Genomic DNA, 15,806 nt, shown 5'->3' with positions numbered 1-15,806 from the left:
GATTCTATGCCAAAGTTGACCCCTATATGATGAACTTTCCAGTTTTGTACAGATGAGCGCTGAAAGGTTAATATAACCTGATAATCCAGATATCTGTAACATAAACTACAAAATCAGCTAATGTCTACTATTTAAGATATTTCTGGTGTGTCACGGTCTGATTGAGATCAGCAGGGTTAGGATGCAATGTAAGATTCTGGTTGACTTTAGGAAATTGGTAGAGAAGGAGTAACAATGACTACACCACAAGAACTCTTGAAGAGAATTCAAGATGAAAAAATTCAACTGATTGATCTCAAATTCATCGACACAGTAGGGACTTGGCAGCACCTCACACTGTACCAAAACCAAATCGATGAGACTGCGTTCACTGATGGCGTACCATTTGACGGTTCCAGCATCAGGGGTTGGAAAGCGATCAACGAATCGGACATGACGATGGTACTCGACCCCAACACTGCTTGGATCGATCCATTCATGGAAGTGCCAACACTAAGTATAATTTGTAGTATTAAAGACCCCCGCACGGGCGAACCATACAACCGTTGCCCACGGGTTATTGCCCAAAAAGCAATAGATTACCTGGTTGCCAGTGGCATTGGTGATACAGCCTTCTTTGGGCCTGAAGCTGAGTTCTTTATCTTTGATAGTGCTAGGTTTGCCCAAACTGCTAACGAAGGCTATTACTTCTTAGACTCCGAAGAAGGTGCTTGGAATTCTGGTAAAGCCGGTACAGATGAAAAACCCAACTTGGGTTATAAACCACGCTTCAAAGAAGGTTACTTCCCAGTCGCACCGACGGATTCTTTCCAAGACATCCGTACAGAGATGCTGTTGACAATGGCAGAATTAGGTGTGCCCATTGAAAAGCATCACCACGAAGTTGCTACTGGTGGTCAGTGCGAACTAGGTTTCAAGTTTGGGAAGTTGATCGAAGCGGCTGACTGGTTGATGACTTACAAATATGTCATCAAGAACGTTGCCAATAAATATGGTAAAACTGTCACCTTCATGCCAAAACCGATTTTTGGCGATAACGGTTCAGGAATGCACTGTCACCAGTCCATCTGGAGGGACGGCCAACCTCTGTTTGCAGGTGATAAGTATGCTGGTTTGAGTGATATGGCGTTGTACTACATTGGTGGTCTTCTCAAACACGCACCAGCACTGTTAGCAATTACCAACCCCAGCACCAACTCATACAAGCGCCTAGTACCTGGTTATGAAGCTCCTGTAAACTTGGCTTATTCCGAAGGGAACCGTTCTGCTTCTATCCGTATTCCTCTATCTGGTAAGAACCCCAAAGCCAAGCGTTTAGAATTCCGTTGTCCAGATGCTACATCTAACCCCTACTTGGCATTTGCTGCAATGCTTTGTGCTGGTATCGATGGCATCAAGAACAAAATACATCCTGGTGAACCCTTAGATAAGAATATCTATGAACTCTCTCCAGAAGAGCTTGCAAAGGTTCCCTCAACTCCAAGTTCTTTAGAACTGGCATTGCAAGCACTAGAAAACGATCACGCTTTCTTGACAGAATCAGGCGTATTCACGGAAGACTTTATCGAAAATTGGATTGACTACAAGCTTAACGAAGCCAAGCAGTTACAGCTACGTCCTCATCCCTATGAGTTTTACCTCTACTACGATGCTTAATTAATTAAATTAAGAATCGTATCTAACTAAAATTAATAAGTTTAGCCACCCTAGAGTAGAGGGTGGCTTTTTTTTCCAGAGTTGCCAGTTGAGATATTCACTCAAAAAATCTAGCTTCAAACTCTTGAAACTTAACTCATGGAAGCGTGGCTGGGGCCATAAATCATCCGACTACTAGCATCTACCTTCCCTTGAATTGGGTTCCAGTAGTGAGATACTTCTTCAGGAAGACCAAGTTCTTGTGCAGCCCGCATCAGCATTGATTGTTGGCGATTCTTGACTTGCTGATGTTCACGCACCATCAACGCACGAGATTTATCTGCGATAGACATAATCATAGTCCTCTCTATTTTGTGAATATATAATTTTTGTTTTCCTACAAGACTAATATAGCAAAAATTCTGTAACATAAGCTACTTTTTACATAAGTTTATGTTTTGCTTTGCTGACAATATTAGCCATTTATCCCCAAAGCTGGAAAAATCTTGCTCAATCTATCTCTAATGGCTAAAATCATCTGGCTTCAAGTTGTCTTCCCTGGGAGCTTTTACTTTTCCAACAGTAGATAATTTTTTCGTTACAATTATTTACATAAAAGTAATCAAAACTGAAGCTATTTTTATGCCTGAGAGTTTAACTAAGCTGACTTATCAGACCTTTCAGCAGGGTAAAAATTACTTTGGTCTGGCTCACAAGATATTAAGTTCACAGTTGAGGAACCTGGTGTATCCGACACTTGAACAAAAGACCAAACCCATCCCAAATGAGCTTTTAGTCCAGCTTCAACAGAGATTGAACCAGCTGCTCGAAACAGACTGGCAAGATGCCCAAAAAGGTGTCTACCCCGAAAGTTTATTGTTTGATAACCCCTGGCAAGACTTTTTTTCCTACTATCCTCTGATGTGGCTAGATTCTCCTCAAATCTGGGAGCGGGTTAAACAACAAAATTATCAAGATTTTTCGCCCGAAATTGACACTGATGGTTATCCCAGCTACTACGTGCAGAACTTCCATCACCAAAGCGATGGCTACTTGAGTGACTTGTCAGCCAATTTATATGACTTACAAGTAGAAATTCTTTTTGGTGGGGCAGCTGATGCGATGCGGCGGCGAATTCTCGCTCCTCTCAAGCAAGGGCTGAAAGCTTCTGATTCGGTTACACCAAAGCAAGTCCGTATTTTGGATGTAGCTTGTGGAACTGGGCGGACTTTAAAGTTAATTCGGGCAGCCTTGTCTCAAGCATCTCTGTTTGGCACAGATTTGTCACCAGCCTATTTGCGGAAAGCAAATGAACTACTATCGCAAATCCCAGGAGAACTGCCGCAACTTTTGCAAGGGAATGCCGAAGAGTTACCTTATGTAGATGATTATTTTCATGCTGTAACTTCTGTTTTTCTCTTTCATGAGTTACCAGCATCTGTACGTCAGACAGTTATTGAGCAATGCTTCCGGGTGACAAAACCAGGAGGAGTCTTTATTATCTGTGACTCAATTCAGTTGAGTGATTCACCTGAGTTGGAACATATAATGGATTCTTTTCCGGAAACTTTCCATGAACCCTATTACAGGCATTACACCACTGATAACTTGCTAGAGCGTTTACAGAGAGTAGGCTTTGAGAATATTGAGATACAAACCCATTTTATGAGTAAGTATTTCATTGCTCATAAGCCAGCTTGAAACAATACCTTTTCATTGCCTTTTCTTTAAGGAAACTTTACCTAAAAAGGACAGATGCAAAATTTTGCATCTGTCATTAGGTGTAGAATAATTAAAATGAGTGAGATTCTCTAGCAAATTCTTCTTAATATTTATTTCGTTGAACACCATCTACGAGGAGAACGAACCAGAGTGCAAGAGTAGCTCATAAATAGTAATATTTGTTGCCAAGTGCAATAAATCTATACTACTTGTGCGAATCTGTGTCCTAGATAAGCTCAAATGGAACGAAAGGGATTTTATGCTTAGGTAAAGGACGCTAAACACGCGTCGAAGTGAAGATCCATTAGTTGCTCATATAGAAACCAGCTACTCAATGTATGAGAAGAAAAGATATTGGGGAATAAAGTGAATGAAGTTGCCTTAAGACTATTTCCTTAACAAGCAAAATGTTTGAATTAGACGTGCTTTAGATTAACTGATAGTCTAAATAACATCTATTTCTAGAGCCGTTAAGGATTGAGACGCAGAGCTTCCCACCGAATATAAGCAACAGTTATGTAGCTTTTGGGAGTTGTTAATGCTGCTGATCAAGACACTTAATTTTATTTGCGTTTTGATCGCCAGGATTAAAAGACCAACTAATGATATACAAAGCTTGCAGTTGAAATACTAAGCGATCGCTGAAGATTTTCGTGTGTCAACTGTATATATCTCTGTCACAAAAGCTGTGTCAAATATGTTGGCACAACATCGTGTTTTCTGGAACTTTAGTTTTGGTTCTTTTTGAAGAACAGGCATTATCCTACGGTGGTTAAACCACAACATAGGTATTTCCGAATTTTTGTGTCACTTCCCTACGCCCACTACCGCGATGACGTGGCGCATCATCTGGATTTTGTTCAGATGCTGCCGAGAGCCACTGTTCCGAAGTAGGCGTGGAAAGTAGCCCAGTTGATAAGTGATTGACCATTGCTTGGCAGTTAGAAGCTAAGGGGCCGAACACCAGACTCGATACTAAAAGTGAAATGGCAGCACGCATAGCAAATGTCTATTTTGGAACTCTCCACTTCACTGATACTTAGCTTTTTGATTAATATCCGGACAATTAATCAAAAAGTATTCTGTTTTACTGAAAATAAACTCTTCTTATCCTCCGTTTAATTGTTCGACTAATAACCAATTACCAAAGTGGTTCTGGCGACCCCACAATGTAACTAATTGTTCGTGAGGGTAAGTGCGTAATTGCTCGTCGATATGCGATCGCAAAGTTACAAGCTGCCAATTTTGCCCTTGATATGCGGCTGGCGCTGTGACAGCAAATCTGTATTCCTGCTGTTCCAAGCGGGAGAAAATGCCTTTGAAACAGTTACTTTCCCGAATTAATGCCTTTTCAAAAGCAGAGTCAGGGTACTCATTCTCCGATGGGCAAGGGCAATAACCACTATCTGGATAGGCTTGTGGGTTATTTAAGTAATACAGTTGCCAGTCCAGCCAATCCGAACGATTGGGTGGAAGATTAAATAAAGGAATAATTGCTGTTTTTGAACGATTATCCTCTAATAAAGCTGTTTGCAGTGATCTAACAGGTAAATGCCTCGGCTGACAGTTTAACTCAACACACATCGCCGCCGCCATACCTGCTGCTTGACCGATGCCCATAACCACAGGTTGTAATCTGGTAGCGCCATTGGCAATGTGAGAGACAGAAATGTTCTTTTCACAAACCAAGAAACCATCTGTTGTGGCTGGAATTAGGGAACTGTAGGGAATTGTAAAGGGTGTCCCAGTCCAACGCCCGCCCCAACGGATAGATTTTGGTTGCAGTGGGAATTGAACACCAGGATAATGATGGTCATTGGCGTAGTTACCAACTGCGATCGCTTCGCAAACGCCAGGGGCGAACGCATCATTAAATATAGATGCAACTCTTCCGCCGGCGATCGGCAAAATATCCTGTTCTCGGACAGTAGTTAGTCCCAATAAGCGGCGGCTTTCCCGGTAATACGGATGCAGTGCAAAAGCTGTAGGGGCGTGAGGAAATACTTTTTCTGCTAAACCATAGCGACGACCAAGCTGATTTTGGATAAAATGGGCAAAATTTTGGCTATGCCAGCGAGATTCTTGGATGAATTCACCTCTGGACACATCTGACTCTATCAGCCGCCCTACTCCTTGGCCGTAGTCATTGCCACAGATTGGCCAATTAATCATGAATCGATTACCAGGCAAACGTCCATAATTCAAAAATGTCTCTGCTCCATAGCCATCCCAAGCATCTGTAAACTGGGATGGATTATAGTTAGGGGCAGCCGGAATTTCTGGTGCCGCAGCTACGCCCGCACTTCGACTTTTCTGCGAAACGCTATGCGATCGCTCAGTGAATGTCGTAGACATAGCATCACCAAAGTCTTGCATAATCACTACATAAGTGGGCGCTTGCACAGGATATTTCTGGGTGAAAGAGTTAAAAACCACTGGAGCACTTGGTTCTCCCCACTCAGATTGCAATTCCCAGCCCCAACGGTAAGGTATCTCAGCTAAAGCTAATAAATCTCCTAATTCTGTACCGTCGAGAATAATTTTGGCTGTGACAGCAAAATCAGCAAAGCGCACACCAGTAATAGAATCACCTTGGCGAAATACCTCTATTGGTACTTGTCCAGAAATCCAGTGCAGATTTGGTAATTCCTGCACCCAATCTGCAAAAATTTCTGCCCCAATTTGAGGATCGTAACTAAAAAAGCTTACCCAGCTGTTATCTAATCCTCCGGGCTGCCGTTGCCGCAATTCCTGCAAAAACGCACCCCATAAACCCGTTTGAAAGGCTTCTAATTCGTTGCCATCGGGTGCAGACACCCCAGCCGAAGTTAGCATTCCCCCCAACCAAGGAAATTCACTCACCAACATCGTTTTGGCTCCCCGTCGTGCCGCTTGGATAGCAGCCGCAGTGCCCCCGGTTCCTCCACCGACAACTAAGACATCAACTGTATATGTCTGATTAACCATTGCTTAACCTCACTGGAGTTTCGTTATATTCCCCCAGATAGCTTGGCATCAAATAGATAAATTATTTTATTTTTCAGATACTGAGCATTAAAGGTTCTCAGACGAAACTTGGTTCTAAATAATACAGAATAAATTCTTATTCCTGATTCGATTTATCAACTTTATATTTTTTTAACTGCGAATTCCGATCTTCGCAGCGTTAGCGACGAAAGAGCGTCATTGCAAATTGTGAATTGTAGTTGACCAATCCCCAAATCCTCGCTATGTTCCAGATACTTGCAATCACACATTTTGAATCCAAATTACTGTTTGAGTTGTGCAACTGGAATTGTAATAATAAGTTCTGCTCCCCCTTCAAGAGAAGAAACACACTCTAACGAACCACCATGCCGCTCGGTAATAATCTGATAGCTAATTGATAAACCTAAACCAGTACCTTTCCCCACATCTTTGGTAGTAAAAAAAGGATCAAATAACTTTTGTCTAACTTGTTCGGGAATACCAGGGCCATTATCGATGATCCGAATAACTATTTTTTGAGGATTCAGTTGTTGAGTACAAATGCGAATTTGTGGCTGGTTATGCGAGAGTTTACCTTGAATTAATGGCTCTTCTAAAGCATCGATTGCATTGGACAAAATATTCATAAATACTTGATTTAGCTGACCAGCATAGCACTCAACTAAAGGTAAATTGTCATAATCTTTAAGAACCTGAATTTGGACATGATTGGCTCTAGTTTTCAAACGATGCTCCAAAATACTCAGTGTACTGTCAATACCCTGATGAATATCCACTGCTTTTAACTCGGCTTCATCTAGCCGCGAAAAGGTACGAAGAGAAAGCACAATTTGCTGTATGCGTTCAGCACCGACTTCCATTGAAGAGAGTAATTTTAGCAAATCTTCGACTAAAAAATCTAATTCCATCTCCTGAATTGTCGTTTGAATTTCAAGAGCAGGATTGGGATAGTTTATGCGGTAAAGATGAAGTAGATTCAGTAGTTGTTGGATATATTGGTTAGCGTAAGTTAAATTGCCAGAGATAAAATTTACTGGATTATTGATTTCATGGGCAACTCCAGCAACTAATTGACCCAGAGACGACATTTTCTCACTTTGAATAAGTTGAGCTTGAGTACTTTGTAATTCTTTGAGAGTTTGCTCTAGTTCTATTGCTTGCTGTTTGAGTTGAGCTTCTGCTTGTTTATCTTCTGTAATGTCGTCTCGAACCACTAGTAAATATTTGGGCTGACCTTGAGAATCAAGAATCGGAGCTTTTTTAATCTGTAAAATACGGGTTTCGCCGCTTTTTTTCCGAATTCTTTCTTCAGGAATCTCTAATAATGTTTTGCTATTAAGTGCTTCGTGATCTCGCTGGGTAAAAAAATCGGCCTCTTCTTTAGGAAATAGATCGTAGTCGTTCTTGCCTAAAATTTCATCAGCACTGACACCAGCTAACTTTTCTGCGGCTTGATTACATAAGACAATTCGCAGATCAGCCGCATCTTTGACAAAAACTGCTACAGGCATGGTTTGAATCACAGAATACAGAAACTGTTGAGCAGTTTGCAGTTCTTCTTCTATCCGTTGGCGCTCATCTAGTGCAGCTTGCTGTTCGCTCTTATGTTGCTGTAATTGAGTAGTATATTCTAGAACTGCCTGACTTAGTTCAGCATTATCTATTGTTAGTTGCTGAAGGCATTGACGTAATCTGGTTAACTCTTGATTTAACTCTTCAATAGACATATTGATTCACTATTTTTTAGTTTTAGACATTGAGAAAGCTATCCATATCTCAATACAATGAATTGATTTGTCTATTACCAGAGTAAAGTAACTTGAAAATGCGATAGCCATGCAGAGATTTTGTTTTGGTATAGTTGCTCATATCTATGAATTTACTGGTGAAGAAGTTATCATTAGGAAATTTGGCCAAATCTACTGTCATAGAAAGAGCCTGAGATCATTTTGCCCAATTCAATATCAAATATTAACTACTAGTTACATTTAAATCCCCTGGTTTTTCATAACAGCGAGAGATTTATATCACAATACGGTTCAGCTAAAGCTAAAACTCTGTTACCAAAGTCGTTTTTTTAATGAACCGCCTTCTCTACGGGAGGCTTCCGCCAACGCGCAGCGTCTCCAAGAGTTGGCGCAGAGAACGCAGAGAGAAGAAAGAGATGCTTAACTGAACTGTATTGCTTTATATCACGGGGGTTCTGCCATTCTAACTTCTCATACTAAGTCCTCAAGCTCCGGAAAAGCGTAACTTTCTCCATAGCTTGATTATCATTAACTCAGAGCTATTGATAATCAGCCTATGGAAAGATCAGGCTTGGGAAACCCTGAAAATGACCTTTTCCAGATACTGTGAAAAGTCAGATCCACAGTTCTGGGCTTTTACATAATTTTGTATTTCTGACTAGTTAGAAATACTCTTTTGATATACAAGTACCTATATATCTATTACCTCAATAGATAGAGAAATCCTATTTATTTATATTTAAATAGTTTGATTTTTCACACTGCACTACTTAAATAAGTTTCTCATGTCAGGAAAAGAAAACTTTTTTATCTATATGTATACCACTTTTGAAAAAGTGAGATAATTTAATTTTTTGTACTCAGCTAGTAGAAAGATTTTGGCAAATTTGTTCCTTGTAATTTATACATAAATTCGAGAATATAACATTAAATCCTTTAAGAGCAAGAATTACAAGGAATTTGGATATACGTAGAATTTAGTATTACATCTAATCAGGGATTGAATTTTTTAACCATACTCATAAGAACTTCTTTTAAATGGATAGAAATAAATACAACTTGTATATACAGCTAAAGATAGAGGTTACAGTTGTGGATTGGTATTTAAGATTAATATAAATAGATTTTATAGATTAATAGGATTAGTGAATTAGAAATATTATGTTTACTAATTGTCTAAAAAATAATGATAAATTAAGTGTAAATCAAGATAAAAATGCCTCAAACAATGTTGAAATAGCACTTTTTATAGATCAAATTAAAAGTAATATCTGGATATTTGGTATTCCATCTTGGCTTTTTGGAATAACCGATAGAAGTATAGCTGCATTTGCTGATGGCTATTTATCTTATATAGAAATATTCCAGCTATTTACAGCTTCTTTCTTCTTTGTGAGTTGGCTATATCTCAAACCTAACGAAAGCTTTAATAGTAACGATTTAGGCCCCAGCCAATATCAAGAATATCTTGCTCGTACTCAAGCTAATAAGCTTCAAGTAAAAAAGCTCCACATGATTAGCCAGGAGTATATTTTACCGTTTCCTTATCTTTGTCAAATTTATCATTTATTGAACTTAAAGCATTTAGAAACAGTTCATAATTTTAGCCTTAATAACCTGAAAATTTTTCAAATTAGCCACTTTCAGCCCACTAGTACTGGTGGAATAATCAAATTCCAAACAATATTAGACTCGCCAGCGAATCCTTTGAGAATTTGGCGACAACCGATTGTGGAGGTAGATTTAATATTACATACTCCATATACCGTTGAATTGAGTATTCCAGTTTACAATAACAAAAGGATAATTGTTTTATTTAATGCTTTTCCGTTAAATGACTCAGAACATCAGTTCTTTATAGATATATATAGTGACCTAGAGTGGCCAAAGCCATTATTACAAATAATATTGCATTTTGCTTCTTGTTTGACACTATTTGAAGATTTGCCCTATTTAAGAGCTTTAGCGGATAAAAATATAGAGCGTTTATTCCACTTAAACAGAGCTTCAAATCACGAGACTGCATTGCTATTTAAAAGATTCGTTGAACTATATGCTTCGAGTGGAGAAGCAACTAAATTACTTAAGGGTAGTGAAGAGAGTTAGGAGAGATGCGATTAATCGCGTCTGTACATTAGTTAGTAGTGGGGAGTTAGTAATTCATAACTCCTCACTTTGTTGAGTTAGGCGCGTGCTAGTAAAGGTGCAGCAGCTAGTAGTGTTTTGGTATAAGGGTGCTGAGGATTGGCAAAAATAGTTTTTGTCAGACCGAGTTCGACAATTTTGCCACCATTCATCACGGCAATACGATCGCACAAAAATCTAGCTAACCAGAGATCGTGAGTGATGAATAGATAAGTTAACTCAAATTCTTCCTTTAATTGCAACATCAAATCTAGGACTTGCGACTGCACGCTAGCGTCTAACATACTCACAGGTTCATCGCAAATCAAAAGTTTAGGATGAGTAATCAAAGCACGAGCGATCGCAACTCTTTGCTGTTGTCCCCCAGATAAATCTGATGGATAACGCTCATAATATACTTCTGAGGGTGTTAACCCAACTTTCTCTAGCATCCACAAAACCTGTTCTTTTGCCTTAACAGGATTGGCTAAATTGTGGATAAATAAAGGATCGGCGATACTTTGTCCCACAGTCATCGCTGGATTGAGACAAGCATGGGGATCTTGAAAAACCATTTGGATTTGTCGCCGTGAGGAGCGAATTTCTTGAGGTGACAGTGTAGTTAAATCTTGTCCTAAAAATTTAACTTTGCCACTGGTGGGACGAATTAATTGCAGGATTGTTCGTGATAGTGTGCTTTTACCGCAACCTGATTCACCGACTAAGCCGAGAATTTCTCCTGGATAAATATCCAGATTGATACCATCTACTGCTTTAATTGTCTGCGCTTGTGTGTTAAACAGTCGTTCGATAAAGTTAGGTTCTATGGTGTAGTATTGCTTGAGTTCTGTAATACTCAAAATTGGAGATTGCTTATTAATAATCGGTAATTGCTTTTCTGAGTCGTTGGCAATTATCAATTCTCCATCATCGTTTACTGCTTGAATGTGTAAAGCTGCTTTTAAGAGCGATCGCGTGTATTCATGTTGAGGTTGTCTAAAGACGGTTTCTGTAGAACCCATTTCGACCATTTTGCCCTGGTACATCACGCCAATGCGATCGCAATACTCAGCCACCATTGCTAAATCGTGAGAAATCAGCAACAATCCCATGTTTTCTTCACCGCACAGGCGAGTTAATTCTTTCAATATCTGCGCGGAGACGGTGACATCTAAACTGGTGGTGGGTTCATCGGCAACAATTAACTTGGGGTTGAGGAGTAAAGCTAAAGCGATCGCTACCCGTTGGCGCATTCCACCGCTAAATTCGTGGGGATACTGATTCCAGCGACTAGCGGGGATATTCACCTTCGCCAAAGTAGCAAGTGCTTTTTCTTTGGCTTCCCGCGTTGATAATTCTGGTGAGTGCGCCTGAAGGGTTTCGATACAATGTTTACCAATCGTCATCAACGGATCGAGGCGTGTCATAGGATCTTGAAAAATTAATGCGATCGCCTCTCCTCGAAATTTCCGCAACTGGTTAGGCATCAAGTCAAGCACCGACTGTCCTTGAAATGTCACCTTTCCTTCAACACAACTAGAGGCTGGTAGTAAACGCATTACTGCCCGCCCGATAGTTGACTTACCACAACCTGACTCTCCTACCAATCCCATTCTTTCACCTGGTTGCAAGGTGAAAGATACATCATCAACCGCCCAGCTTGCCTCTTCTCCACTCCGTTGAGGATAGGCAACTCGCAGATTTTCGATACAGAATAAGGCTTCACTCATATTTAGTTATCAGCCCTGAGCTACCAGCTTTTATAATTTCAAATTTAAGATAGTCTATCAGATTATTATTAAAGATCCGTTGTGCGAATATCTTTATTCTCTTAGCTTACTTATTTATACCGCTTGTCTCAAGTTTTATCAGTTAATGTTAGGAGACAAGCAAGTATTTTTACTATTAAGCTAATTAATGTTCATGATCTTGATGATGATCGTTTGTACCTTGCTCAGTTTCTAGTAGCCGTGAAATCAGCACGTCTGGTTTTCTACTAATAACAGACCTAACTTTATCAATAGCAACTACTTCACTTATTTTTACAACCATTTCCCAGAGAGTATCCTCTTCTGTATCTTTGTTGTAAGTTCTATGTTTAAACCACAACAAATCATCCCAAACTCCAATAATTGTGGCGAAATACCACTTCTCTCGTACTAATATCCAAATTTCTTGTTCTAAGTAAGTCTGTAGAAGAGATTTCACAATGGCTAAGATAATTAAAAAGATTGTGCTACATATTAAGTAAGTATTAACAGGTAAGACAACAGTTAAAATACTGATATGTTTTAGTGTAAATTATATTTATATAATTTAACGATTAGCAAGCACAAAACCTAGAATAACTATGTTCCAGCCAATATCTCAGTTGATAATTGTCTAAATTTGACCAACAATACCTGTATAAAATACAATTTCATGATTTAGTATTAGCTGTTACAGAAAAGAAGTATATAATACAGTACTCTCACTGAGGTATATTGAGACTATCCCCCAAGTAGTATTATTCCCAAGAGTGCGACCCAACCTAACAGAACTGTTTCCTATTTAGTACCTTGGATGATATAGAACTCATATTTGATTTTTGAAAAAACTCCGTACAACTCAAAAAGCCTTCTTTCCTATTGCCTCTTACCTAGCCACGCAAGTAAGTATAGCTACACCACGCTGCGCGAATAAAAATTAAAGTATATTCTTATATCAGCTAGTTCCAGATATTTAATAAGGTAGTTTAACCAGCCCTCTCAATATTGACAAATAACATATTTTATGAAATTGCTTCACGGGATAGCATCAAGAGCTGCTTTGTATTGCTTGAGCTTTCGAGTAGTGGAACAGTGGGAATGTTTGCCATCAACAGAGAGTGGTGGTCGTTTCTTTTTGGGACTTCTGGGGTGTTTGCGAAAAGATTTGAGATGTACTTTGGTTGCTAGATGCTGGAGAACGTCTACCATCTGAATGTTGGTAAACTCCTCAAAGAATTGCCAATGAACCGGAGGAATAGCAATCATCATGCCCCGATAGATGGAATGGATATCATCTACTAGGTAAAAATCGGATAGCCCAATATCGATTTTGTCTACCCCATGTACACTGCCAAGAACTGCTTTAAGTGTCGCTAAAAGGTTGTAGGCTGACAGTGCCATGCAGTAGGAGAATAAGGCAGCTTTAGGATAAGCTAGGGTTTCAATTTCTCCATGAAAGTTTTGGGTCACAGTTTGGAATAAAGTTTCCACACTCCACCGCCCTTGATAGAGTTGTGCCACCAGAATGCCGTCTGCGTCAGTGGGTGGTAAGTTGGTAAAAATGGCAATTTCCCACTCTTGGTCACGGGTGGGACGAGTCAACTTAACTACGATACGGCGACACCGAAAAGTCCCTCCCTCATGGACAATTTCCACCTGTTGTTCAAACACAGTTCCTGTTTGGCACAACCCAACAGCTTGTAACTCACCAAAAGGCTCGTATCCTAAACCCCCGTGTTGACGAATCACAAAAAACGCTCCAAGTTTGGCAATAGTATGGAGAAATCCTGCGGTACAAAAGTTACGGTCTGCAATCCATACCTGTTGGGGTTGCACTTGTGCCAAAACCTGATGAAACTTGGAGCGTTCTTGGGAATGACCGTCTTCACAAGGAATCACATCAACCACCAGTTTTGTCCCTGGGTCGAGAATGGCGATTGTTTTTCCGGGTAATGGTTTGGCTGCATGGGGGCGCAGCGCTGCTAGTCTGCGTTCGGTTCCGGCTAAACAACTGCCATCTACAATCCGCAACCGATATTGTTTTCCTAGAGGACTGGGGCGTTCCACATTCAACATCAACAGCAACTGCTGGAGGTCAGATGCTGTCTCATGCACTAATGCCCGACTTACAGGCAGTTCAATCCGTTGCAGTTTGTTGTATAACGCTGTGGCGCTGACACTTACCTCCACTGCCTTCTTCTGATAGGCTGCATGAACCGAGGGATACATCCCACACACTACTAGACTCATCAAATCCACCTGAGTCGAAAACAGTAGCTCTTGAGAGTATTGGCGAACGCTTGATGTATCAAATATTTGATTCATTCGCGAGGAATTAAAAATGTTTTCCATTAGGACTCGCATCATTACACTGACGGGGCTTGCCTCTACAAAAGCATCAAATAGGGGAGATAACATAAGCGCTTAAGTGCAGTTTTAGTCTTACCTTCTTAGAAAACTCACATAGTGTACTATTTGTCAATATTGAGAGGGCTGGGTAGTTTAACTGATTAATTCACCCATTTGCGGGAGGTAATTAACAAGCCAATAAGTGTAGCTTGCTTATAGTAAGACCAACAGAAGATGGTTTGAAGTAGCAGTTACACAACAGATGTATCAATCATGTTAAACCTAATATTAACCAGATGTATAAAAAGCCAACTCTTGCTGATTTCAGCAGCTTTTTTGCTGGCTGTACAAACTTCTGCCAATGCTGAACAACCCCTTCCTAGTTTGACTCCTGCACAAGCTCAAAGTTTGTCCCGTGACTTAGTTCCATATAATTCTCAAGACTTTTTTAGACAAGGAAAAGATTCGATTGAGAGAGAAATTCAAATTCTTAGGCAAAGGCAACTGCGCTCAATTAAACCTGTTCTAAAGATTGAGTCAGTACAGCAGATTAAAAGACCACCTACGCAGCAAAAACCCTAATATAGCATTCAGCTTTGATTTCTATTCGCACGGCGTGGGTAGGCAAGAGGCAACAGAAAAAAAGCTTCTTTGAGTTCTACCTAGCTTCGTAAAATCAAATCTGAGTTCTGTATGTTATCTAAGTCGGAAGTATTGTGATTTTATGATACTGATACCTTAGATAGCTTTGAGCCATAGCACATAAATCGCACTTTCAGGCATCATAATAACTAGGCTCTGCTTTCCATAAACAGAGTTTTTGTGTTTCAAATAACCTTTGTAACAAAAAGGTACAATTTTAATCGTCTAGCAAACTCATCAATGCTTGAACTTCAACGTCTTGCGGCTCTGATAATTGACACTGCAACTTTAATAACTGACTCTGTAGTGCTTCTACTACATGGATCATATTAGATTCTTGGGCAATTCTTAACTGATTTTCTTTAATTTGGATTTGTTGAAGCAAGTCGTTTTCAACATGAATTGAGTTGTAATGTTGAGCAATCATAGGTTTACATTTTTTATCAATAGCTAGAGGGGGATTGAAGAAGAATTCAGAAGTCAAGGCGGAGACGTTTAGCCCATTCTGGCTCTTGACCTATGACTCTTATTTCGACTAAATTTATCACCAATGCATTATTCCACACTTTTATCATTTTTTAAATATCTGGTAAATTAATTTTCATTACTCATAGTGTTTATGGGTATGGCAGACTTAATACACCATGTCCATTTTTTGAGGGGCTTTTACAAAAATGTAAATCATGATATAAGATTGGTTGACTTAAGGTGAATTTTAGATGACACACATAAGATTTATGCATGAGTAACAGAAAAGCTAGGCACAGAGAACACCGAGAAATAAGAGTTTGAGATATTTTTTGCGTAGGTTATCACAGATAAACTTATCTGTTACTTCATCGAGTCTTGT

12 protein-coding genes are annotated in these 15,806 nt (G+C 39.7%); 4 read left to right on the top strand and 8 right to left on the bottom strand.

The genetic code is table 11. From position 1 onward, the window contains the following. The first annotated feature begins 234 nt into the window (after positions 1-234). Complete coding sequence (gene glnA, locus GJB62_RS15275) at positions 235-1,656, top strand: type I glutamate--ammonia ligase (RefSeq protein ID WP_114080529.1); 1,422 nt, start codon at positions 235-237, stop codon at positions 1,654-1,656. A 131-nt stretch (positions 1,657-1,787) separates the two neighbouring features. Here glnA and GJB62_RS15270 read toward each other — a convergent pair whose 3' ends face one another. After that, a complete protein-coding gene (locus GJB62_RS15270; RefSeq protein ID WP_012411649.1) occupies positions 1,788-1,988 on the bottom strand; it encodes a hypothetical protein in 201 nt (66 codons plus the stop codon). Positions 1,989-2,277: 289 nt separating this feature from the next. On the opposite strand from GJB62_RS15270, the gene GJB62_RS15265 reads away from it, so the two are divergent. Next, positions 2,278-3,336, top strand: a complete 1,059-nt coding sequence (locus tag GJB62_RS15265) for a class I SAM-dependent methyltransferase (protein ID WP_114080536.1) — start codon at positions 2,278-2,280, stop codon at positions 3,334-3,336. Between the two features lie 793 nt (positions 3,337-4,129). Here GJB62_RS15265 and GJB62_RS15260 read toward each other — a convergent pair. From GJB62_RS15260 to GJB62_RS15250, 3 genes are all read right to left on the bottom strand, one after another. After that, positions 4,130-4,357: a hypothetical protein gene (locus GJB62_RS15260; RefSeq protein ID WP_041565664.1), complete on the bottom strand. Its 228-nt coding sequence runs from the start codon at positions 4,355-4,357 to the stop codon at positions 4,130-4,132. A 107-nt stretch (positions 4,358-4,464) separates the two neighbouring features. After that, positions 4,465-6,324, bottom strand: coding sequence for an FAD-dependent oxidoreductase (locus GJB62_RS15255; RefSeq protein WP_114080530.1), 1,860 nt, complete (start codon positions 6,322-6,324; stop codon positions 4,465-4,467). Positions 6,325-6,626: 302 nt separating this feature from the next. Then, the gene (locus GJB62_RS15250) at positions 6,627-8,072 is read right to left on the bottom strand and encodes an ATP-binding protein (protein ID WP_114080531.1); all 1,446 of its coding nucleotides are present in this window, start codon (positions 8,070-8,072) and stop codon (positions 6,627-6,629) included. Between the two features lie 1,182 nt (positions 8,073-9,254). Here GJB62_RS15250 and GJB62_RS15245 point away from each other — a divergent pair. After that, complete coding sequence (locus GJB62_RS15245; protein ID WP_114080532.1) at positions 9,255-10,199, top strand: hypothetical protein; 945 nt, start codon at positions 9,255-9,257, stop codon at positions 10,197-10,199. A gap of 77 nt (positions 10,200-10,276) precedes the next feature. Here the strand turns inward: GJB62_RS15245 and GJB62_RS15240 are convergent, their stop codons facing one another. The 3 genes from GJB62_RS15240 to GJB62_RS15230 all read right to left on the bottom strand — a co-directional run bounded on the left by GJB62_RS15240 (position 10,277) and on the right by GJB62_RS15230 (position 14,290). Continuing rightward, the gene (locus tag GJB62_RS15240) at positions 10,277-11,947 is read right to left on the bottom strand and encodes an ABC transporter ATP-binding protein (protein ID WP_114080533.1); all 1,671 of its coding nucleotides are present in this window, start codon (positions 11,945-11,947) and stop codon (positions 10,277-10,279) included. 184 nt (positions 11,948-12,131) lie between these two features. Continuing rightward, positions 12,132-12,425: a hypothetical protein gene (locus GJB62_RS15235; RefSeq protein ID WP_114080534.1), complete on the bottom strand. Its 294-nt coding sequence runs from the start codon at positions 12,423-12,425 to the stop codon at positions 12,132-12,134. A gap of 575 nt (positions 12,426-13,000) precedes the next feature. Next, complete coding sequence (locus GJB62_RS15230; protein WP_242060717.1) at positions 13,001-14,290, bottom strand: transposase; 1,290 nt, start codon at positions 14,288-14,290, stop codon at positions 13,001-13,003. Positions 14,291-14,587: 297 nt separating this feature from the next. On the opposite strand from GJB62_RS15230, the gene GJB62_RS15225 reads away from it, so the two are divergent. Beyond that, positions 14,588-14,896, top strand: a complete 309-nt coding sequence (locus GJB62_RS15225; protein ID WP_114080570.1) for a hypothetical protein — start codon at positions 14,588-14,590, stop codon at positions 14,894-14,896. A gap of 277 nt (positions 14,897-15,173) precedes the next feature. Here GJB62_RS15225 and GJB62_RS15220 read toward each other — a convergent pair whose 3' ends face one another. Next, the gene (locus GJB62_RS15220; RefSeq protein ID WP_114080571.1) at positions 15,174-15,383 is read right to left on the bottom strand and encodes a hypothetical protein; all 210 of its coding nucleotides are present in this window, start codon (positions 15,381-15,383) and stop codon (positions 15,174-15,176) included. Positions 15,384-15,806 lie beyond the last annotated feature (423 nt).

It is taken from the genome of Nostoc sp. ATCC 53789 (assembly GCF_009873495.1).
Classification (GTDB): Bacteria; Cyanobacteriota; Cyanobacteriia; order Cyanobacteriales; family Nostocaceae; genus Nostoc; species Nostoc muscorum_A.
Note: the sequence above shows the minus strand (reverse complement) of the source record. Positions and strands in the feature narration are given on the sequence as shown.

Excerpts from the sequence above, each read along its gene's own strand:
- glnA (WP_114080529.1), top strand. The coding sequence starts at position 235 with ATGACTACACCACAAGAACTCTTGAAGAGAATTCAAGATGAAAAAATT.
- GJB62_RS15270 (WP_012411649.1), bottom strand. The coding sequence starts at position 1,988 with ATGTCTATCGCAGATAAATCTCGTGCGTTGATGGTGCGTGAACATCAG.
- GJB62_RS15265 (WP_114080536.1), top strand. The coding sequence starts at position 2,278 with ATGCCTGAGAGTTTAACTAAGCTGACTTATCAGACCTTTCAGCAGGGT.
- GJB62_RS15260 (WP_041565664.1), bottom strand. The coding sequence starts at position 4,357 with ATGCGTGCTGCCATTTCACTTTTAGTATCGAGTCTGGTGTTCGGCCCC.
- GJB62_RS15255 (WP_114080530.1), bottom strand. The coding sequence starts at position 6,324 with ATGGTTAATCAGACATATACAGTTGATGTCTTAGTTGTCGGTGGAGGA.
- GJB62_RS15250 (WP_114080531.1), bottom strand. The coding sequence starts at position 8,072 with ATGTCTATTGAAGAGTTAAATCAAGAGTTAACCAGATTACGTCAATGC.
- GJB62_RS15245 (WP_114080532.1), top strand. The coding sequence starts at position 9,255 with ATGTTTACTAATTGTCTAAAAAATAATGATAAATTAAGTGTAAATCAA.
- GJB62_RS15240 (WP_114080533.1), bottom strand. The coding sequence starts at position 11,947 with ATGAGTGAAGCCTTATTCTGTATCGAAAATCTGCGAGTTGCCTATCCT.
- GJB62_RS15230 (WP_242060717.1), bottom strand. The coding sequence starts at position 14,290 with ATGAATCAAATATTTGATACATCAAGCGTTCGCCAATACTCTCAAGAG.
- GJB62_RS15225 (WP_114080570.1), top strand. The coding sequence starts at position 14,588 with ATGTTAAACCTAATATTAACCAGATGTATAAAAAGCCAACTCTTGCTG.
- GJB62_RS15220 (WP_114080571.1), bottom strand. The coding sequence starts at position 15,383 with ATGATTGCTCAACATTACAACTCAATTCATGTTGAAAACGACTTGCTT.